The organism is Dactylosporangium sp. CA-139066, assembly GCF_050936175.1.
Lineage (GTDB): Bacteria > Actinomycetota > Actinomycetes > Mycobacteriales > Micromonosporaceae > Dactylosporangium.
This window is the reverse complement of the sequence record NZ_JBNJNH010000002.1, coordinates 2,487,401-2,502,559: the sequence shown is the minus strand read 5'-3', so window position 1 is coordinate 2,502,559 and position 15,159 is coordinate 2,487,401. Positions and strand designations below refer to the sequence as shown.

Below are 15,159 nucleotides of genomic sequence, written 5' to 3'. Positions count from 1 at the left end.
CGGCTTCGCGAAATGCAAATAGCGGAATATTCGTTATTTCGACAGGGATGGATAGTCTGCCTCGCACGGCGGTCCGGTGCGGGTTGCGATTCGCCCGCTATGCCCCGCACGTCGTGGCCGGTCGCCGGCACGGACGCGGCGGGGCGCTAGGCGCGGCGAAGGCGCGGCGGGGCGCGAAGGCGCGGGCGCAGGACGCGGTTGCGGGGAACGCCGGCACCGACGCGGAGCGCGGACGCCGGCGCGGGGCGCGGACGCCGGGGAGCGGGCGCGGAGAAGCAGGCGCGGGCGCGGAGGCGTGGGCGCGGAGACGCGGGCGCGGAGACGCGGGCGCGGAGGCGTGGGCGCGGAGGCGCGGGCGCGGAGGCGTGGGTCAGGGAGAGTGGCCGAGGCCGGCGTCGCGGGCGCGGACGATCGCCTCCGCGCGGTCGGCGACCTGAAGCTCCGCGAAGTTTGCGGTGATGTGGTTGCTCAGCAGCTGCGCGGGCGAGGCGCCGGCCAACTCGAGCGGCACCGTCGCCCTGGCCGCCGACGGGGCGCCGAACGCGAGTTCGACCTGCCGCCGCTGCCGCGCCTCAGTCCGGCGCGACGGTGATGTCGGCCTTCTCGTTGTAGAAGCAGAGCAGGCCGGCGATCGCCCGGCTCTCGGGCAGCGGGGTGCGGTACGACCACACGATGTCCGCGTGCAGCGTGTCGCCGATGCGCACCGACCAGTACTGCGCCGTGCCCTTGTAGGGGCAGGTCGTCACCGTGTCGGTGGGCTCGAGCAGGTCCATGCGCACGTGGGGCTTCGGCAGGTAGTACCGCACCGGCAGGCCGGTCTCGAAGAGCATCCGCGGCGAGGTGGACTCGGCCACGGTGACCCCGCCGACCGCCACCCGCACGAGCCGCGAGCTCGTCAGGATGTCGACGCGGGTGTACGGGTCGCGCGGGTGGGTGAACACCTCCTCGTCCTCCTCGAACCACGCGTCCAGCGCGTTCCAGTCGAAGCGGTAGTGCCCGCGGATCTCCTCGATCGGCGAGTCGTCGTAGTACAGCGCGGCGCCGGCCGCCGTCCGCCCACCGGCGGAGATCGTGCCGCGCCGCGCGTCGCCCCGGCTCGGTGAGTGGGCGCGCTCGCCGTCCGGGGTGATCAGGTCCTCGCGCACGTCGGCGGCCGGCAGGTAGTACGCCGGGTAGTGCGGGCCCTCCCACACCAGCAGCGGCCGCACGGTGTCGGCGACCGGCACTCCGCCCAGGTAGGCCCGAACCCGCTTGGCGCCGGGCTCCACCCTGATCCGTCCTCGGTTGGTCTCCATGTCCCGATTCTCACCCGGTCCGGGCCAGGAAATCGGCGAGGATCGGGGTCGCCTCGTCGAGGTGGGACTCGAGCAGGAAGTGCCCGCCGTCGAGCAGCCGGACCTCGGCGCCGGGCAGGTCGCGGTGGAACGCCTCGGCGCCGGCCGGGCCGAAGATCCGGTCGTTGCGGCCCCACATCGCCAGCAGCGGCACCTGCGTGGACCGGAAGTAGTCGTGCACGGCCGGGTACATCGCGACGTTGCTGGGATAGTCGGCGAAGAGCGCCAGCTGCACCTCGTGGTTGCCGGGCCGGCTGACCTGCGCGAAGTCGTGCCGCCACGAGTCCGGATCGACGAGGTCCGGGTCCGGTACGCCATGCAGGTACTGCCACCGGATACCGGCCTCGCTCAGCGCCTGGAGCAGGGGCTCGGCGTCCCGCGGGGCGCGGGTGTCGGCGTACTGCCACAGCGGGTCCCAGAACGTGTCGACGAAGCCCTCCTCGTAGGCGTTGCCGTTCTGCGAGACGATCGCCCGGACGTGCTCGGGGTGGCGCAGCGCCAGCCGCCAGCCGATCGGGGCACCGTAGTCCTGGACGTAGACGGAGTAGCGGTCGATGCCCTGCTGGTCCAGAAACGCCTCGACGAAGTCGGCGAGGCGGTCGAAGCTGTAGTCGAACTCGGTCACCGGGGGCGTGCTGCCCAGGCCGAAGCCGATGAGGTCGGGCGCGACGACGTGGTAGTCCCCCGCCAGCCGCGGGATGAGCTCGCGGAACATGTGCGAGCTGGCCGGCGCGCCGTGCAGCAGCACGACGTGCGGCGCGGCCGGATCGCCGGCCTCGCGGTAGAAGACGGTCTGGCCGTCCACGTGCGCGGTGCGGTGATGAACGTGAGCCACGACAAAGAACGTGCCCCGCCACCACGGGCGAACCGGGGTGACGGGGCGGCAGACCGGGTGAGCGTTCATCTGGCGCGCGCTTCGCGCGGGCGCGGCGGGGGGTTCCCACCCCGCACCCCCCATGGCCGCTGCGCGACCACCAAAACTCAACCCGGCGCGCGCTTCGCGAGCGCGAGCATCAAGAGCTCAATCTCCCGCCGAGGGATCGACCTGGATGAGGACCTTGCCGACGGCGCCGGACTCGACGGCGGCGTGGGCGGCGGCGGTGTCGCTGAGCGGGTAGATGTGCAGCGGCACGCCCGCGTCTGCGCCGAAGCGCAGGCCGCCGTCGGCGAGGGCGGCGTTGACGGCGGCGACGCCGTTGGCGAGGGCCTCCTTCGTCACGGTGTACAGCAGGATGAACTGCCACCGCGAGTTGAGCACCATGTTGCGGCGCACGTCCATGGCGAGCGGGCCGCCGCCGGAGTCGTTGGCGTAGACGGCGATCACGCCGCCGGTGCGCAGCACGGCGAAGTCCAGCTCGGCGTTGTGCGCGGCGGCCACCTCGACGATGACGTCGGCGCCGGCCGGGAACGCGTCGCGGATCTGCTCGGCCGCGTCCGCGTCGTGGTAGTTGACCACGCGGGCGGCCCCGGCGGCCCGCGCGAGGGCGGCCTTCTCCGGCCCGCTGACGGTCGCCACGACCGACGCGCCGGCCCACGTGGCGAGCTGGATCGCGGCGTTGCCCACCGCGCCGGCCCCGCCGGCGACGAGGACGTTGACGCCGTCGAGCGCGCCCGGGGCGAGCCGGTCCGGTGCGCCTTCGTGGACGGTGAGCGCCCGGTGCGCGGTCAGCGCGGGCACGCCGACGCACGCGCCCGCGGCGAAGCCGACCCCGTCGGGCAGCCGCGCGGCCCGCTCGGCCGGCACGACCGTGTACTCCTGCGCCGTACCGCTGCCGGGGCGTTGATAGGCCGACAGCAGCAGCCACACCCGGTCTCCGGGCGCGAACCCGGCCACGCCCGGGCCGACGGCGTCGATCACGCCGGCGCCGTCCTGGTTGGGCACGGCGCCCCCGGCCGGGATGTCCGACGTCGCCGTGGCCCCGCTGCGGGTCTTCCAGTCCGTCGGGTTGACCCCGGACACGACGACCCGCACCCGTACCTCGCCCGGCCCGGGGTCGGTGAGCTCGCGCTCGACCTGCCGCAGTACCGCCGCCCCACCGAACTTGTCGTACACGATCGCCCTGTACGTCGTCTTTCTCATCAACCAACCCTACGACCGCGGACGCCCTCTCAGCAGCCGCATCGAGCTGTGGAACGCCGGCTGGGTGCGCAGGTGGCCGTGCCGCTCGTCCCGGGCGCCGGAGGCGAGGTCGGCCCGCACCCGCGGGGCCGGCTCGTAGGAGCCGGCCCCCGCCCCGACGTTGAGCACGGTGCGCGCGTCGCTGAGCGCGTCGAGGATCATGGCCGCGATGCGCGGATCCGGGCGGCGCACGTGCGGTCAGGTCACCTCCAGGCGGTCGATGTTCGCGCCGCTCGAACCGGTGGCCGTGGCCCGGATGGTGTAGGTGCCGGCGTTGAGGGTGACGGTGCGGGTGACGGTCGACCACGTGCTCCAGTCGGCCGTGGCCGGGAAGGACAGGTTCGCCGCCGAGCCGCCGTTGATCGTGATGCTCAGCGGGCGGTCGGCGCCGCCGCCGTTGGCGTAGCGGAAGGCGAGCGTGTGGCTGCCGGAGGCGCCGACGGTGACCGTCCACTCGGTGTAGTCGGCGCTCGCGTGCTGGTAGTCGGCGTAGCCCGTGCCGGTGAAGCCGGGCCACTCCTGCGATGCCACCGGGCCGGACAGGGTCGCGCGCTCCGCCTCGTACCAGGTGGCCGGGCTCGCGGCGGCGGAAAGGTTCACCACCGCGGTACCGTCGGCGGATGCGTTGACGACGACCGAGAACTGGCGGGTGGCCGCGTCGTAGAACACGGCGCCGGCGGTGCCCCTGCTCATCGTCAGGCGCGGGGCGCTCGGCGCGTAGCCGTGCAGGGTCACGCCGCCCTCACCCGAGGCGAAGTTGACGGTGGCGTGCAGCGTGCCGTCGTCGGTGACGGCGCCGATGCGCTTCTTGCCCAGCGACGCGATCTTGCCCGCGTCGCCGAGGAACCCGATGTTGGAGCCGCCGACGGGGACCGCGATGTAGGAGCCGCGCCCGGCCGCGCCGATGTTCTCGGTGAACGCGGCGCCGGCGTCCATGAGGGTGCCCGCGCCGGTGCCGGTGTTGTACACGTAGACGCGCCCCGAGAGCCCCAGCCTCGCCGGCGTGAAGGACGTCGTGACGTTGGTGCCGTTCTGGTTGTACGCGAACACGTAGTGCGCCTTGAACGCGCCGAAGTCGGAGTACGTGTGCCCGACCACGGGCAGGTCGAGGCCCTTCGCGTCGTTGACGTAGCTCGCGTCGGTCGGCACGGGCGCGTCTTGCCCTGCAGGTCGGTGAGCGCTTTGCCGTAGGTGCCGTAGGCGTTGTTGATGCCGGGCTGCACCACGAGCATCGTCTGCTGGGTGAACCCGGCCGGGAAGCTCGTGATGCCGGGGATGATGCCGCTGATGATTTTGTTGTCGGAGGTCTTCTGGAGGGTTCAGCAAAGCCGGCATCGTCGCCGGCACCGTGACCGGGCCCGACTTCCTGCCGCACGCGGCCAGGTGGAGCGCCGGCAACGCCCGCACCGACCTCGGCGGCCTGCCGGGCGGCTCGAGCAGCGTCGCCAACGGCGTCAACGACGCCGGCCACGTCGCCGGGTCGGCCGACCGCTCCGGCGGCGGCTACGCCTACCCGGTGCGCTGGAGCGCCGCGGGTGCCGTCCAGGACCTCGGCGCCCCGCTCACCAACCGGCTCGGCCAGGGCCTGGCCATCGACCCGGCCGGCCGGGTCGCCGGCGGCCAGCGCCCGGCCGACTCGGAGGGCGACCCGCTCGGCATCCTCTACGGCACCGACGGCACCCCGACCGCGCTCGGCCCCGACGCCGGCCTCGCCCGCGGGATCAACGGCCGCGGCCAGGTCGTCGGCGGACCCGGCCCCTACGTCTGGTCGGCCGGCACCCGAACGACGCTGCCCGGCCTGCCCGGCGGCGGGGGCGGCAGCGCCTACGGCATCAACGACAACGGCCTGATCGTCCGTTGCTGACGCCATGATCGATACCGCGGCACCGCCGGCACGGCGTCGGGCTCGCACGCGGCGGCCTGGCGCAACGGGGCGATCACCGACCTCGGCACCGTGGACGGCATCCAGTTCAGCACCGCCCGCGCGGTCAACGCGGCCGGCCAGGTGGTCGGCACGTCCGACCCGCTGTGCCAGCCGTGCGCCGCCCCGCGGGCCTGGATCCGGCAGGCGGGCACCGCGATCACGGCGCTGGACACCCTGATCCCGGCCGGTTCCGGCTGGACGCTGCGCGAGGCCAACGGCATCAACGACCGCGGCGAGATCGTCGGCGTCGGGCTGCACAACGGCGTCCTGCGCGGCTACCGCCTCACGCCCGCGCCGGCCGTCACCGTCAACTTCGCCCCGGCCGGCTGACCATCGGCAACGCCGCCGGCGCGGCCAATAACAAGATCGACTACGTGGACGTCATCGCGGGCTGAGCCGGGCGCGCGTATGCCGCGCTTCGACGGACCGGCACGCGTTGCCGGCCGTCGAAGCGCGGCGCCGGCTCAGAGGCGGACGACCTCGCCGTGCTCGGCTGAGCGGCGGGCGGCCTCGAGGACCCGCAGCGCGGCGATCGAGCCGGCCGGGTCGACCGGCGCGGGGCCGCCGTCGCGCAGGGCGGCCGCGAAGCCGGCGTAGAACTCCTGGTAGGCGCCCGGCTCGGTGGGCACGACGCGCTCGTTGCCCTCGGCATCGGTGAGCACGCCGTGCGCCGCCGGCGGCTCCTCGCCCCAGCCGGGCTCCGTCGGACGGCGGCCGGCGCGCAGGGCGTCCTCCTGGACGTCCAGGCCGTACTTGACGTAGGCGCCGCGGTCGCCCAGGACCCGCAGGCGGGGGCCGGGCGCGGCGGCGAGCGCGGTCATCCACAGGTGCGAGCGGACGTCGCCCGCGTGGCGCAGGGCCACGAAGACGTCGTCGTCGGTGGTGAGGGCGGCGCGGCGGGTGTGCACCTCGGCGTACACCTCGGTGGCCGCGCCGAACAGCTGCAACGCCTGGTCGACGAGGTGGCTGCCGAGGTCGTACAGCAGGCCGCCGGCATCGGCCGGGTCGCCGCTCTCGCGCCAGCCGCCCTTTGGCACCGGGCGCCAGCGGTCGAAGCGCGACTCCAGCCGCAGCACCCGGCCGAGCTCGCCGGACTCGATGAGCCGCCGCGCGGTCCGGAAGTCGCCGTCCCAGCGCCGGTTCTGGTACACGGTCAGCAGCAGCCCCCGCTCGGCGGCCAGCGCCGCCAGCTCCTCGCCCTCGGCCGCGGTGCGCGTCAGCGGCTTGTCGACGACGACGGCGAGGCCGGCCTCCAGCGCCGCGCGGGCCAGCGGGGCGTGGGTGCGGTTGGGCGAGGCGACGACGACGGCGTCGAGCTCGCCCGGGTCGGCCCACAGCTCCTCGGCGCGCTCGACGATCCGGGCGTCCGGATAGGCGGCCGCGGCCGCGGCACGCCGGCCCGGATCGGCGGTGACGATCGCCGCGAGGCTCAGGCCGGGCGTGGTGCTGATCAGCGGCGCGTGGAACGCCGAGCCGGCCAGGCCGTAGCCCACCAGGCCGACGCGCAGGGTGGTGTCGCTCATGCCCCTAGTCTTCAGCACAGCGCGGTTGTCGATGGAAACCCGGCCACCCCGCCGCGGCGCAGCTGCCGCGGGGTGAGGCCGTAGGCGGCCTTGAACACGCGGCTGAAGTAGCTGTTGTGCAGGATCCCGTGGCGGCGCGCGATGTGGTAGATCGGCACGCCGGTGAGGGCCGGGTCGAGCAGGTCGCGGCGGCAGCGCTCCAGCCGCAGCATCTTGATCATCTCGCTGACCGTCCGGCCTCCCTCGAACAGGCGGTGCAGCTCGCGCACCGAGACGTTGTTCGCCGCGGCGACGGCGCGCGGGTCCAGATCCGGATCGTCGAGATTGCCTTCGATGTACGCATTGATGCGGCCGCGCAGTGCGCGACGGCGGACGTCCCCCATGATGTACGTCGTCACAGAAGACATTGATGCACTGTCAGCTGTCGATCGGCTATCAATCGCCTACTCCGCGATCTGGGCACCCCCCGTCAACATCCTGGCGCGGTGAGTCAACAAATATCGCACCCGGTCGATGCAGACTGGCCCCGGTTGGAAAACGAGCAGCGCCGAGTGCGACGACTCGACGGGGGACGCGGCAATGCAATGCTGTCGGTCACGATCGTCGCCGGGCGCCAGGGTCGCGATGCCTCGCGCCCGGCGTTCGCCTGCCCGACCGGCCCCCGCTCCGACGTCCATCCGTCGCAGCCCGGGGATCGCGGGCCCCCGATGCCATGACGCCACGAGGGGGCTCGCCATGCACAACGCGCCGAACTTACGCCGACCCGGACCGTCGCGGGACCGCTGGCTGCGCCGGCGCTACCTCGACGAGCTGGCCTCCGTCGGGGAGCTGGCCGACGAGGCCGGCGTCCGGTCCGTCACCATCTACCGCTGGCTCGAGCGGGCCGGGATCCCGCTGCGGCCCCGCGCCAGCGCGGCCGTCACGCCGGCGCGGCTGGCCGAGCTGTACGCCGCCGCCCCCAGCCTGCACCGCCTGGCCCGCGAGACCGCGCTGAGCCGCTCGACCGTGCTCGACCGGCTCGCCGAGCACGGCGCACTGGCCGCCCCGACCGACCCCCGCGCGCAGCGGGCCGCCGCCGGCTACCGCGACGGCCGCTCGCTGGAGGACATCGCGCAGGAGGTGAACGCGAGCCGGCGCAAGGTCACCCTGTGGCTGCGGGCCCTGCAGGTGCCGATCCGCCGCCCCGGCCGCCCGGCCATCCCCGCCGGAGCGCCGCAGGCCTGATCCACCGGTGGGAGCGCTACCGACGGTGATCAAGTGATGTTGTTAACAGCGCATTCACATTCAGGGGATGCGCTCAGTGATCCACACCTATACACTGCGCTGCGACATTCGCCATATTGATTGCCTCGGCCGGTCTCCGCCGGCCCCGCCCGGAACTGGAGAACGCGCCGCGATGCGTCCTTCTGTGTGGCCCAATGCCGTCCTGCGCCGGCTCGCCCGACCCCTCGCGGGGCTCAACGACCGGGGTGAGGCACGGTGACGACCCCAGGGCTGACCCGCCGGAGAATGTCCGGCGGCGGAGTGTGGCTGTTCCAGGTCGGCGCGAGCTCGCCGATGGCGGTCCTCGCCGGCGGTATCGTGGCCACCTACGCCACCACCGCGGTCGTCGCGACGCCGCTGACGTTCCCGCTGCTGGGCGCCCTGATGGGGCTGCTCGCGGTGGGCTACGTCGCCATGTCGCGCACCGCGCCGCACGCCGCGCCGGCCTACGCACTGCTCGCCCAGTCCTTCGGGCCGGTCGCGGGCCTCGCCGGCGGTGCGCTGGCCCTGGTCTTCTACTCGGCGATCCAGATGAGCCTGTACGGGCTGATCGGCTTCACCGTCGCCTCGCTCGTCGGCGGCAGCTGGGTGCTGTGGGCGGCGGTCATCTGGGCCATCGTGGCCGTCTGCGGGCTGCTGCACGTGTCGCTGTCGGCGTTCGTCGTCGGCTCGGTGCTGTGCGTCGAGCTCGCGGTCATCACCCTGTTCGACATCGCCGGCTTCGCGCACCCGGCCGGCGGCTCGATCAGCGCGGACCCGGTGGCCTTCACCGGGCTATGGGCGCCCGGCATCGGCGGCGCGCTGGCGCTCGGCATCGCGGCCTTCATCGGCTTCGACACCGCCCCGGCGTACTCCGAAGAGGTGCGCACCAGCAAGAGCATCAGCCGCTCGACGCTCGCCGCGGTGCTGTTCATGGCGCTGTTCTACGGCGTCTCGGCCTGGGCGCTGGCGGTCGCCGTCGGCCCCGCCAAGATCGCCGACACCGCCCGCGATCCCAACGCCGGGCTGCCGTTCGCCCTGTTCGACCAGTGGTACGGCGGCGGCCTCAGCCTGCTGGCCACGCTCCTGCTGATCACCAGCGTGACCGTCGCGATGCTGTCGTTCCACAACACGATCGCCCGGTACCTCTTCGCGATGGCCCGCGAGGGCGTCCTGCCCACCTGGCTGGCCCGCACCGGGACCAGCGGCCGGGCCCAGGGCGCGCCGACCGGCGGTTCGATCGTGCAGAGCGCCTCGGCGCTGGTCGTGGTCGGGGTGCTGGCGATCGCCGGCGCCGATCCGATCAAGGTCGTCTTCACCTGGCTCTCGGCCGCCGGCGCGGCCGGCATCCTGGTCATGCTGGTGCTCATCTCGGCCGGTTCGCTCCGCTTCTTCCGCCGCGGCGGCGGCACGAACGAGAGCCTGTTCATCACCACGATCCTGCCCTCGCTCGGCGTCATCGCCGGCTCCGGCGTACTGGTGATCATGCTGCTGCACCTGGACTCGCTGCTGGGCATCCCGGCCGGCTCGCCGCAGCAGCTGATCATCCCGGCCGTCGTGCTCGGCACGCTGCTCGTCGGCATCCTGTGGGGCAGCCTGCTGCGGACGAAGGGCTCCCAGGTGCTCGACGACGTCGGCCGGGGCAGACCGGACCCGCTTCGGGTGCTGGACCAGCGACTTCAGGACCTCGATGTTTGAGCCGCGCACGGCCACGTCCGGCTGGCCGCCGGCCGACGGCCCCGCATCCGTGTCGGGACAGGGCGGTTGGACCCCCGAGGGCCGCGCCCCATCGGCCGGCCAGGGCGGCTGGACCCCGGAGGGCCCGGCCGCGCCCATGGGGCACGGCGGCTGGACGCCGGAGGGCCCGGCCAAACCCGCCGGGCACGGCGGCTGGACGCCGGAGGGCCCCGAGGGCCCGCCCGCGGGCTACGCCGCCCCCGAGCCCGACGGGCCGCCGCCCTGGTGGCGGGAGGCGACCGGCGAGAACACCGGCGCCGGGGCGCACCGCTCCGACGGCCGGCACCTGCACGCCGTCCCGCCGGCCGGCGCCACCCCGGCCGCCCCGGCGGCCCGGCCCAGCCACGACATCACGCCGACGTTCCGGGGCGCGGTCGTCGCCCGGCTGCGGCGGTTCTCGTTCCTGCACGCCCGGCACGCCTGGGAGCGGCGGCGCAGCGACCCGCTGGCCGCGCACGGGATCGCGCTGTTCTACCACGAGCCGCGGGCGAAGCTGTTCGACCAGCTCCGCACCGCGACCCGCATCTTCCTCGCCGACGACGAGGCGGCCTCGCTGCCGCACCTGCTCTTCGGGCTGGCCCAGCACGCCCGGGAGGGGTACACGGCCGACCCGGGATTCGACCCGCGGCACCAGATGGCCAACCGAGTCGACGAGATGTCGCCGTATGCGGTGTTCGCCGGCGTCGGCGTGGTCACCCTCGACACCCCGTACGGGGCCTGGTCGGATGTCCAGCGCCGGGCCCGCGGCGAGCAGGACGTGCCGGGCAGGTGCTACGCGCGGCTGATCGACGGCACGATGCTGCTCGTCGACCGCGGCGGGGAGCCGCAGTTCAACATCCTGACCGTGGAGTGCTCGATCCGGGACGGCAACACGCAGTACGGCACCCCGAGCATGCACTGGAAATGGAACCCGGCGCTGGCCGAGACGCCCGAGACCGATCCGACGTTCCACGTGTGGCGCTGGATGGGCGAGCTCGGCCGGGTGATCGACCACGGAACGCAGCCGCGATGAGTCTCGTCTCGGCCGTACCCGATGATCCCACGATGCCGGGCCGGCTCGACCAGCTCCATCGTGCCTTGATCGAGCACGGCCGGTTCGACCTCGGCTTCCCCGGGGCGACCGACCTTCCGGACATGACGGCGGTGTCGCGGTTCGACCCGATCCTGCTCAACAACGTGGGACACCCGTTCGCCACCAGCGGGGCCTACCGGCTGCACACCAAGCACCTGGAGTACGAGGTCATCGGGTTCTTCGCGGACCTGTTCGAGGCGCCGCTGAACAACCGGCACGGGTACGTCACCAGCGGCGGCAGCGAGAGCACGCTGTGGGCGCTGTGGCAGGCCCGCCGCCAGCTGCCCGCGGCGTGGGTGTTCACCTCGTCGGCCGCGCACTACAGCGTGGCCAAGGCGGCGGAGCTGCTGCGCATGCGCGTGCAGACGATCCCGACCGACGCCCGGGGCGAGATGCGCTACGACCTGCTCCACGCCGCCGTCGAGCGACAGCATCGGCGGCGGCGCGGGACCGGCATCATCGTGGTCGCCTCCGTCGGTACGACAATGACCGAGGCGGTCGACGACGTGGCCCGCATCGGCGACGCGCTCGACGCCGCCGGGGTCGAGCCCGAGCAGCGCTGGATCCACGCCGACGCCGCGCTCGCCGGCATCCCGCTGGCCCTGGTCGACCGGGACCTCCGGCCGGCCTTCACCTTCCCCGCCGGCGCCCACTCGATCGCCATCAGCGGCCACAAGTTCCTGGCCACCCCGTTTCCCTGCGGGGTGGTCGTGGCGCTCGCCGACCGGCACACCGGCCGCGGCGACATCACCTACACCGCCACCGCCGACAGCACCATCAGCGGCTCGCGCTCGGGTCATGCCCCGCTCTGGCTGTGGTACCTGCTGCGCCACTGGGGCCGGCCCGGCCTGCGCGACCGTGCCGAAGCCGCCCGCGACCTGGCCGCCTACGCCGAACAGCAGCTGCGCCGCATCGGCTGGCCGGCCTGGCGGGCCCAGAAGCACGCCTTCACCGTCGTCTTCCCCCGCCCGCCGCAGTCCCTGCTGGACCGCTGGCCCCTCGCCACCGACGGCCGCAACGACGCGCACGTCGTGTGCATGCCCGGGAAGACCCGCGCGCTGATCGACCGCTTCGTCGACGACCTGAGCCTGTCGGTCTCCGAGCCGGACGAGATGCCGGAAGCCCTCGCCTGCTGACAATTACTGATCGATAGACCTTGGTACATGAGGGTCATATGCCGTAAACTCTTCGACGGGACCGGCATCTTCCCCCGTGGATGCCGGTCCCTTCAGCTTTTCCAGGCCACCCAGCTTTTCCAGGCCACCCAGCTTTCCAGGCCACCCAGCTTGTCCAAGCCACTCAGCTTTTCCAGGCCACCCGCAGCGTCGCCAGGCAGCGGCTGCGAAACGACCGGCGCCACTCGGGACCGCCGGCCGGCTCGGCCAGGGTCAGGCGCGGATGGCGCCGCAGCAGCTCGCCCACGGCCACGTCGGCCTCCAGGATCGCCAGCGCCGCGCCCAGGCAGTGGTGCGGGCCGTAACCCAGGCCCAGGTGCGGCGCGCTCGGCCGGCGCAGGCGAAACTCGTCCGGGTCCGCCACGACCGACGGGTCGCGGTTGGCCGCCAGCAGGCTCAGCAGGACCGTCGCGCCCCTGGGCACCGTCACGTCGCCGTACGTCAGGTCCTCCAGCGCGAAGCGGCGGATCGCCTGCTGCGCGGCCGGCTCGTACCGCAGCGTCTCGTCGATCGCGGCCCGGCGCAGGTCGGCGTCCTCGCGCACCCTTTCGATCAGGTGCGGGCGGTGCAGCAGGGCCAGGACGCAGTTGGCGATCAGGTTGATCGAGTTCTCGTAGCCGGCGAAGATCGTCAGGAAGGCCAGCGACGTGAGCTCCTCCTCGCTGAGCCGGTCGCCCGCGTCGCGCGCCGTGATCATCGCGTTGAGCAGGTCGTCGGTCGGCTCGGCGCGCTTGCGGCGGATCAGCTCCACCAGGAACTGCTCGATCGCCACGACCGCGCGGGCCGGGGCCTTCGGGTCGTCGGCCGGCGGGAGCATGAGGGTGTTGGTCCAGGCCCGCATCCGGTCCGCCTCGTCCTCGGGCAGGCCCAGCAGCTCGCAGATCGTCGCGACCGACAGCGGGGTGGCGTACCCGGTCACCAGGTCGGCCTCGGCGTCCGCGGCCAGGCGGTCGAGCAGCTCGTTCGCGGTGCGCTCGATGCTCGGGCGCAGCGCCTCGACCCGGCGCGGGGTGAACGCCGGCGCGACCAGCCGCCGGATCCGGGTGTGGTCCGGCGCGTCCATGTTGAGCAGGTTGGCGTCCAGCCGCGGCGGGAGCGAGAAGCCGGCCCAGCCGCCGGCCGAGTTGCGCTTGTCGAGGGAGAGCCGCGGGTCGGCCAGCGCGGCGCGGACGTCCTCGTAGCGGGTCAGCAGCCACACCGGCGAGCCGTCGGGCAGCACCACCCGGTGCGCGGGCCCGGCGGCGCGCAGCCGCCCCAGGACGCCGTGCGGGTCCGCGAGCAACGCGTCCATCGTGGCCTCGGTCATGTCCTGCTCCCCATCTCGCTGATGATCCCAGCCTCGCGCATCGCCCTGGAGACGGAGACGAGCCACCGCACCTCGGCCGCGAAGTCCTCATGGTCGACGTCGGCCGCCGGCACATCGGCGGGCGGCGGCCGGCGAGCGGTGGCCGGCCGCGCGGCGAGCCAGGCGTCCCAGCGCGCCCGGCGCTGCGGCTCGTCGTCCTCCCCCGCACGGCGCGCCGCCTCGTGCGCGAGGCAGGCCGCCAGGATCCGCTCGGCGGACACAGCGCCGTCGCCGTCGCCGCTCATGTAGGGGCGCAGCTGGCGGATCCCGTCGCCGATCTCGACCACCCGCCGGCGCAGCCGCCGCTCCACGTGGCGCACGACGCCGCGGTTCCCCGCCGCCGACGGGTCGAGCACGACCTCGGGGACGGTGACCGTGACGGCCTCCCACAGCGGGTACATCCGCCGGTAGGCGCGGCGCTGCGCGTGCCAGGCGCCGATGCGCGACAGCCGGGGCCCGAACGACGGCAGCGTCAGCCCGACGATGACGAGCATCGCACCGAGCGCCGCGAAGACCGGCACGAGCGCCTCGAGCCGCCGCGGGTCGCCGCCCAGCTGGCCCTCGATGAGGGTCGCCGCGCGGACCAGGCAGTACAGCAGCCCGAGCCCGGCCCCGGCGGCGCACAGCCGCAGACCCCGGCTGAGCCACACGCGGCCGGCGGCGCGGGCGTACGGCAGGCACAGCCGGACGATGTCGGTGAAGCCCACCGCCACCATCGCGATGTAGCAGCCGAGGTAGGCGGCGTAGACCGGGTCCTGCGCATAGGTCGCGGCGGCGTCGGTCGGGTGCTCGTCCTGCCGGCCGGCCGCGGTGAACAGCGCCGCCATCGCGACGAGGACGCCCACGACCCACACGATCCGCAGGCGCGCCCGCCGCCAGCTGCCGGGCCGCGGATGCGTCCAGAAGATGATGATGCACTGGATCGTGCCGGAGAAGGCGATGACGCAGCTCTGGCTGATGAGCAGCGACAGGTTGGGGACCGCCAGCGCGTGGTCGATGCGCGCCCACACGGCCGGGGTCGACACGGTGAAGATGATGCCGAGCAGCGCGAAGGCGGCGCCGACGGAGTACAGCGCCGGATCCCGCGGATCCTGGCGCAGGCCCCGCCCGAGCCGGTACGCCAGGGCGGCCCACGCCAGCACCGCCGCCAGCGGATACAGGACGCCGTTCACTCCTGGTCGCCCAGCGCGCGCTCGATGCGGTCGATGACGCCGGCGGCCCCCTCGGGCACGTCCCAGCGCTGCTCGCCCCGCCACGGGTTGAGCAGCTCGAACAGCTCGGTGCCGAGCTCCTCGGCCTCGCGCTCGGCGGCCCCCTCGAAGCACGTGCGGGCCAGCACGCCCCGGACCGCCGCCGGGTCGAGGCTGGGCAGCAGCCGCCGCATCGCCTCGGGGTCGTCGAGCTCGAGCAGGTGGTGGCCGTGCACCAGGTGGGCCAGCTCGTGGCACAGCACCATGTCGCGCAGCCAGCGCGGCGCGGCCGCGTCGATGATGATGCTGAGGCTCGTGGCCCGCACCGCGACCCAGCCGCTGGGCAGCTCGGGCGGCATCGCCACGTAGAGCCGGTGGATCGGCTTGCCCACCCGCGCGCTGACGGCGTCGCAGAGGGCGTCCGGGGTGACGCGCTTCGGCAGCGACAGCCCCGCGGCGAGACTGCCGCGCCGTCGCGGCCGTGCCCATCTCATCCGT

At 73.9% G+C, this 15,159-nt stretch carries 16 protein-coding genes and 1 pseudogene; 6 read left to right on the top strand and 11 right to left on the bottom strand.

Annotation, left to right across the window (positions count from 1 at the left end; genetic code table 11):
• Positions 1-370: 370 nt before the first annotated feature.
• The 6 genes and pseudogenes from ACQEVU_RS56270 to ACQEVU_RS56245 all read right to left on the bottom strand — a co-directional run bounded on the left by ACQEVU_RS56270 (position 371) and on the right by ACQEVU_RS56245 (position 4,602).
• Positions 371-511 (bottom strand): hypothetical protein, encoded by a 141-nt coding sequence (locus tag ACQEVU_RS56270; protein ID WP_433339440.1) that lies wholly within the window; start codon positions 509-511, stop codon positions 371-373.
• A gap of 61 nt (positions 512-572) precedes the next feature.
• On the bottom strand, positions 573-1,295 hold the full coding sequence (locus tag ACQEVU_RS56265; protein ID WP_433339439.1) for a DUF427 domain-containing protein: 723 nt from the start codon (positions 1,293-1,295) through the stop codon (positions 573-575).
• Between the two features lie 10 nt (positions 1,296-1,305).
• Positions 1,306-2,169, bottom strand: coding sequence for an alpha/beta fold hydrolase (locus ACQEVU_RS56260; RefSeq protein WP_433339438.1), 864 nt, complete (start codon positions 2,167-2,169; stop codon positions 1,306-1,308).
• 186 nt (positions 2,170-2,355) lie between these two features.
• Positions 2,356-3,414: an NADPH:quinone reductase gene (locus ACQEVU_RS56255; RefSeq protein ID WP_433339437.1), complete on the bottom strand. Its 1,059-nt coding sequence runs from the start codon at positions 3,412-3,414 to the stop codon at positions 2,356-2,358.
• A 120-nt stretch (positions 3,415-3,534) separates the two neighbouring features.
• Positions 3,535-3,651 (bottom strand): annotated as a pseudogene (locus ACQEVU_RS56250) (SAM-dependent methyltransferase); the annotation flags it as partial.
• Entirely contained in the window at positions 3,652-4,602 is a 951-nt protein-coding gene (locus ACQEVU_RS56245; RefSeq protein WP_433339436.1) for a carbohydrate-binding protein, read from the bottom strand.
• Between the two features lie 199 nt (positions 4,603-4,801).
• Between ACQEVU_RS56245 and ACQEVU_RS56240 the strand changes: the two genes are divergently transcribed.
• Both ACQEVU_RS56240 and ACQEVU_RS56235 read left to right on the top strand, forming a co-directional pair.
• Entirely contained in the window at positions 4,802-5,317 is a 516-nt protein-coding gene (locus tag ACQEVU_RS56240; protein ID WP_433339435.1) for a hypothetical protein, read from the top strand.
• Positions 5,318-5,407: 90 nt separating this feature from the next.
• Complete coding sequence (locus tag ACQEVU_RS56235) at positions 5,408-5,707, top strand: hypothetical protein (RefSeq protein WP_433339434.1); 300 nt, start codon at positions 5,408-5,410, stop codon at positions 5,705-5,707.
• 134 nt (positions 5,708-5,841) lie between these two features.
• Here the strand turns inward: ACQEVU_RS56235 and ACQEVU_RS56230 are convergent, their stop codons facing one another.
• Together ACQEVU_RS56230 and ACQEVU_RS56225 are read right to left on the bottom strand one after the other, a co-directional pair.
• A complete protein-coding gene (locus tag ACQEVU_RS56230; RefSeq protein WP_433339433.1) occupies positions 5,842-6,900 on the bottom strand; it encodes a Gfo/Idh/MocA family oxidoreductase in 1,059 nt (352 codons plus the stop codon).
• A gap of 11 nt (positions 6,901-6,911) precedes the next feature.
• Positions 6,912-7,307, bottom strand: coding sequence for a helix-turn-helix transcriptional regulator (locus ACQEVU_RS56225; RefSeq protein WP_433339432.1), 396 nt, complete (start codon positions 7,305-7,307; stop codon positions 6,912-6,914).
• Positions 7,308-7,635: 328 nt separating this feature from the next.
• Between ACQEVU_RS56225 and ACQEVU_RS56220 the strand changes: the two genes are divergently transcribed.
• The 4 genes from ACQEVU_RS56220 to ACQEVU_RS56205 all read left to right on the top strand — a co-directional run bounded on the left by ACQEVU_RS56220 (position 7,636) and on the right by ACQEVU_RS56205 (position 12,087).
• Positions 7,636-8,124 (top strand): hypothetical protein, encoded by a 489-nt coding sequence (locus ACQEVU_RS56220; protein WP_433339431.1) that lies wholly within the window; start codon positions 7,636-7,638, stop codon positions 8,122-8,124.
• Positions 8,125-8,379: 255 nt separating this feature from the next.
• Entirely contained in the window at positions 8,380-9,840 is a 1,461-nt protein-coding gene (locus ACQEVU_RS56215; RefSeq protein ID WP_433339430.1) for an APC family permease, read from the top strand.
• Positions 9,833-10,891 carry a hypothetical protein gene (locus tag ACQEVU_RS56210; RefSeq protein ID WP_433339429.1) on the top strand — a complete coding sequence of 353 codons (1,059 nt, stop codon included), beginning with the start codon at positions 9,833-9,835 and terminating at the stop codon, positions 10,889-10,891. Before ACQEVU_RS56215 ends, ACQEVU_RS56210 begins: the two co-directional genes overlap by 8 nt.
• A complete protein-coding gene (locus tag ACQEVU_RS56205) occupies positions 10,888-12,087 on the top strand; it encodes a histidine decarboxylase (RefSeq protein ID WP_433339428.1) in 1,200 nt (399 codons plus the stop codon). Before ACQEVU_RS56210 ends, ACQEVU_RS56205 begins: the two co-directional genes overlap by 4 nt.
• Before the next feature lie 163 nt (positions 12,088-12,250).
• Here the strand turns inward: ACQEVU_RS56205 and ACQEVU_RS56200 are convergent, their stop codons facing one another.
• Genes ACQEVU_RS56200 through ACQEVU_RS56190 form a run of 3 tightly spaced genes read right to left on the bottom strand, consistent with a single transcriptional unit; the run spans position 12,251 to position 15,155 of the window.
• Positions 12,251-13,432, bottom strand: a complete 1,182-nt coding sequence (locus tag ACQEVU_RS56200) for a cytochrome P450 family protein (protein ID WP_433339427.1) — start codon at positions 13,430-13,432, stop codon at positions 12,251-12,253.
• The gene (locus ACQEVU_RS56195; protein WP_433339426.1) at positions 13,429-14,643 is read right to left on the bottom strand and encodes an MAB_1171c family putative transporter; all 1,215 of its coding nucleotides are present in this window, start codon (positions 14,641-14,643) and stop codon (positions 13,429-13,431) included. Before ACQEVU_RS56195 ends, ACQEVU_RS56200 begins: the two co-directional genes overlap by 4 nt.
• Positions 14,640-15,155: a hypothetical protein gene (locus tag ACQEVU_RS56190; RefSeq protein WP_433339425.1), complete on the bottom strand. Its 516-nt coding sequence runs from the start codon at positions 15,153-15,155 to the stop codon at positions 14,640-14,642. Before ACQEVU_RS56190 ends, ACQEVU_RS56195 begins: the two co-directional genes overlap by 4 nt.
• Between the last annotated feature and the right edge of the window lie 4 nt (positions 15,156-15,159).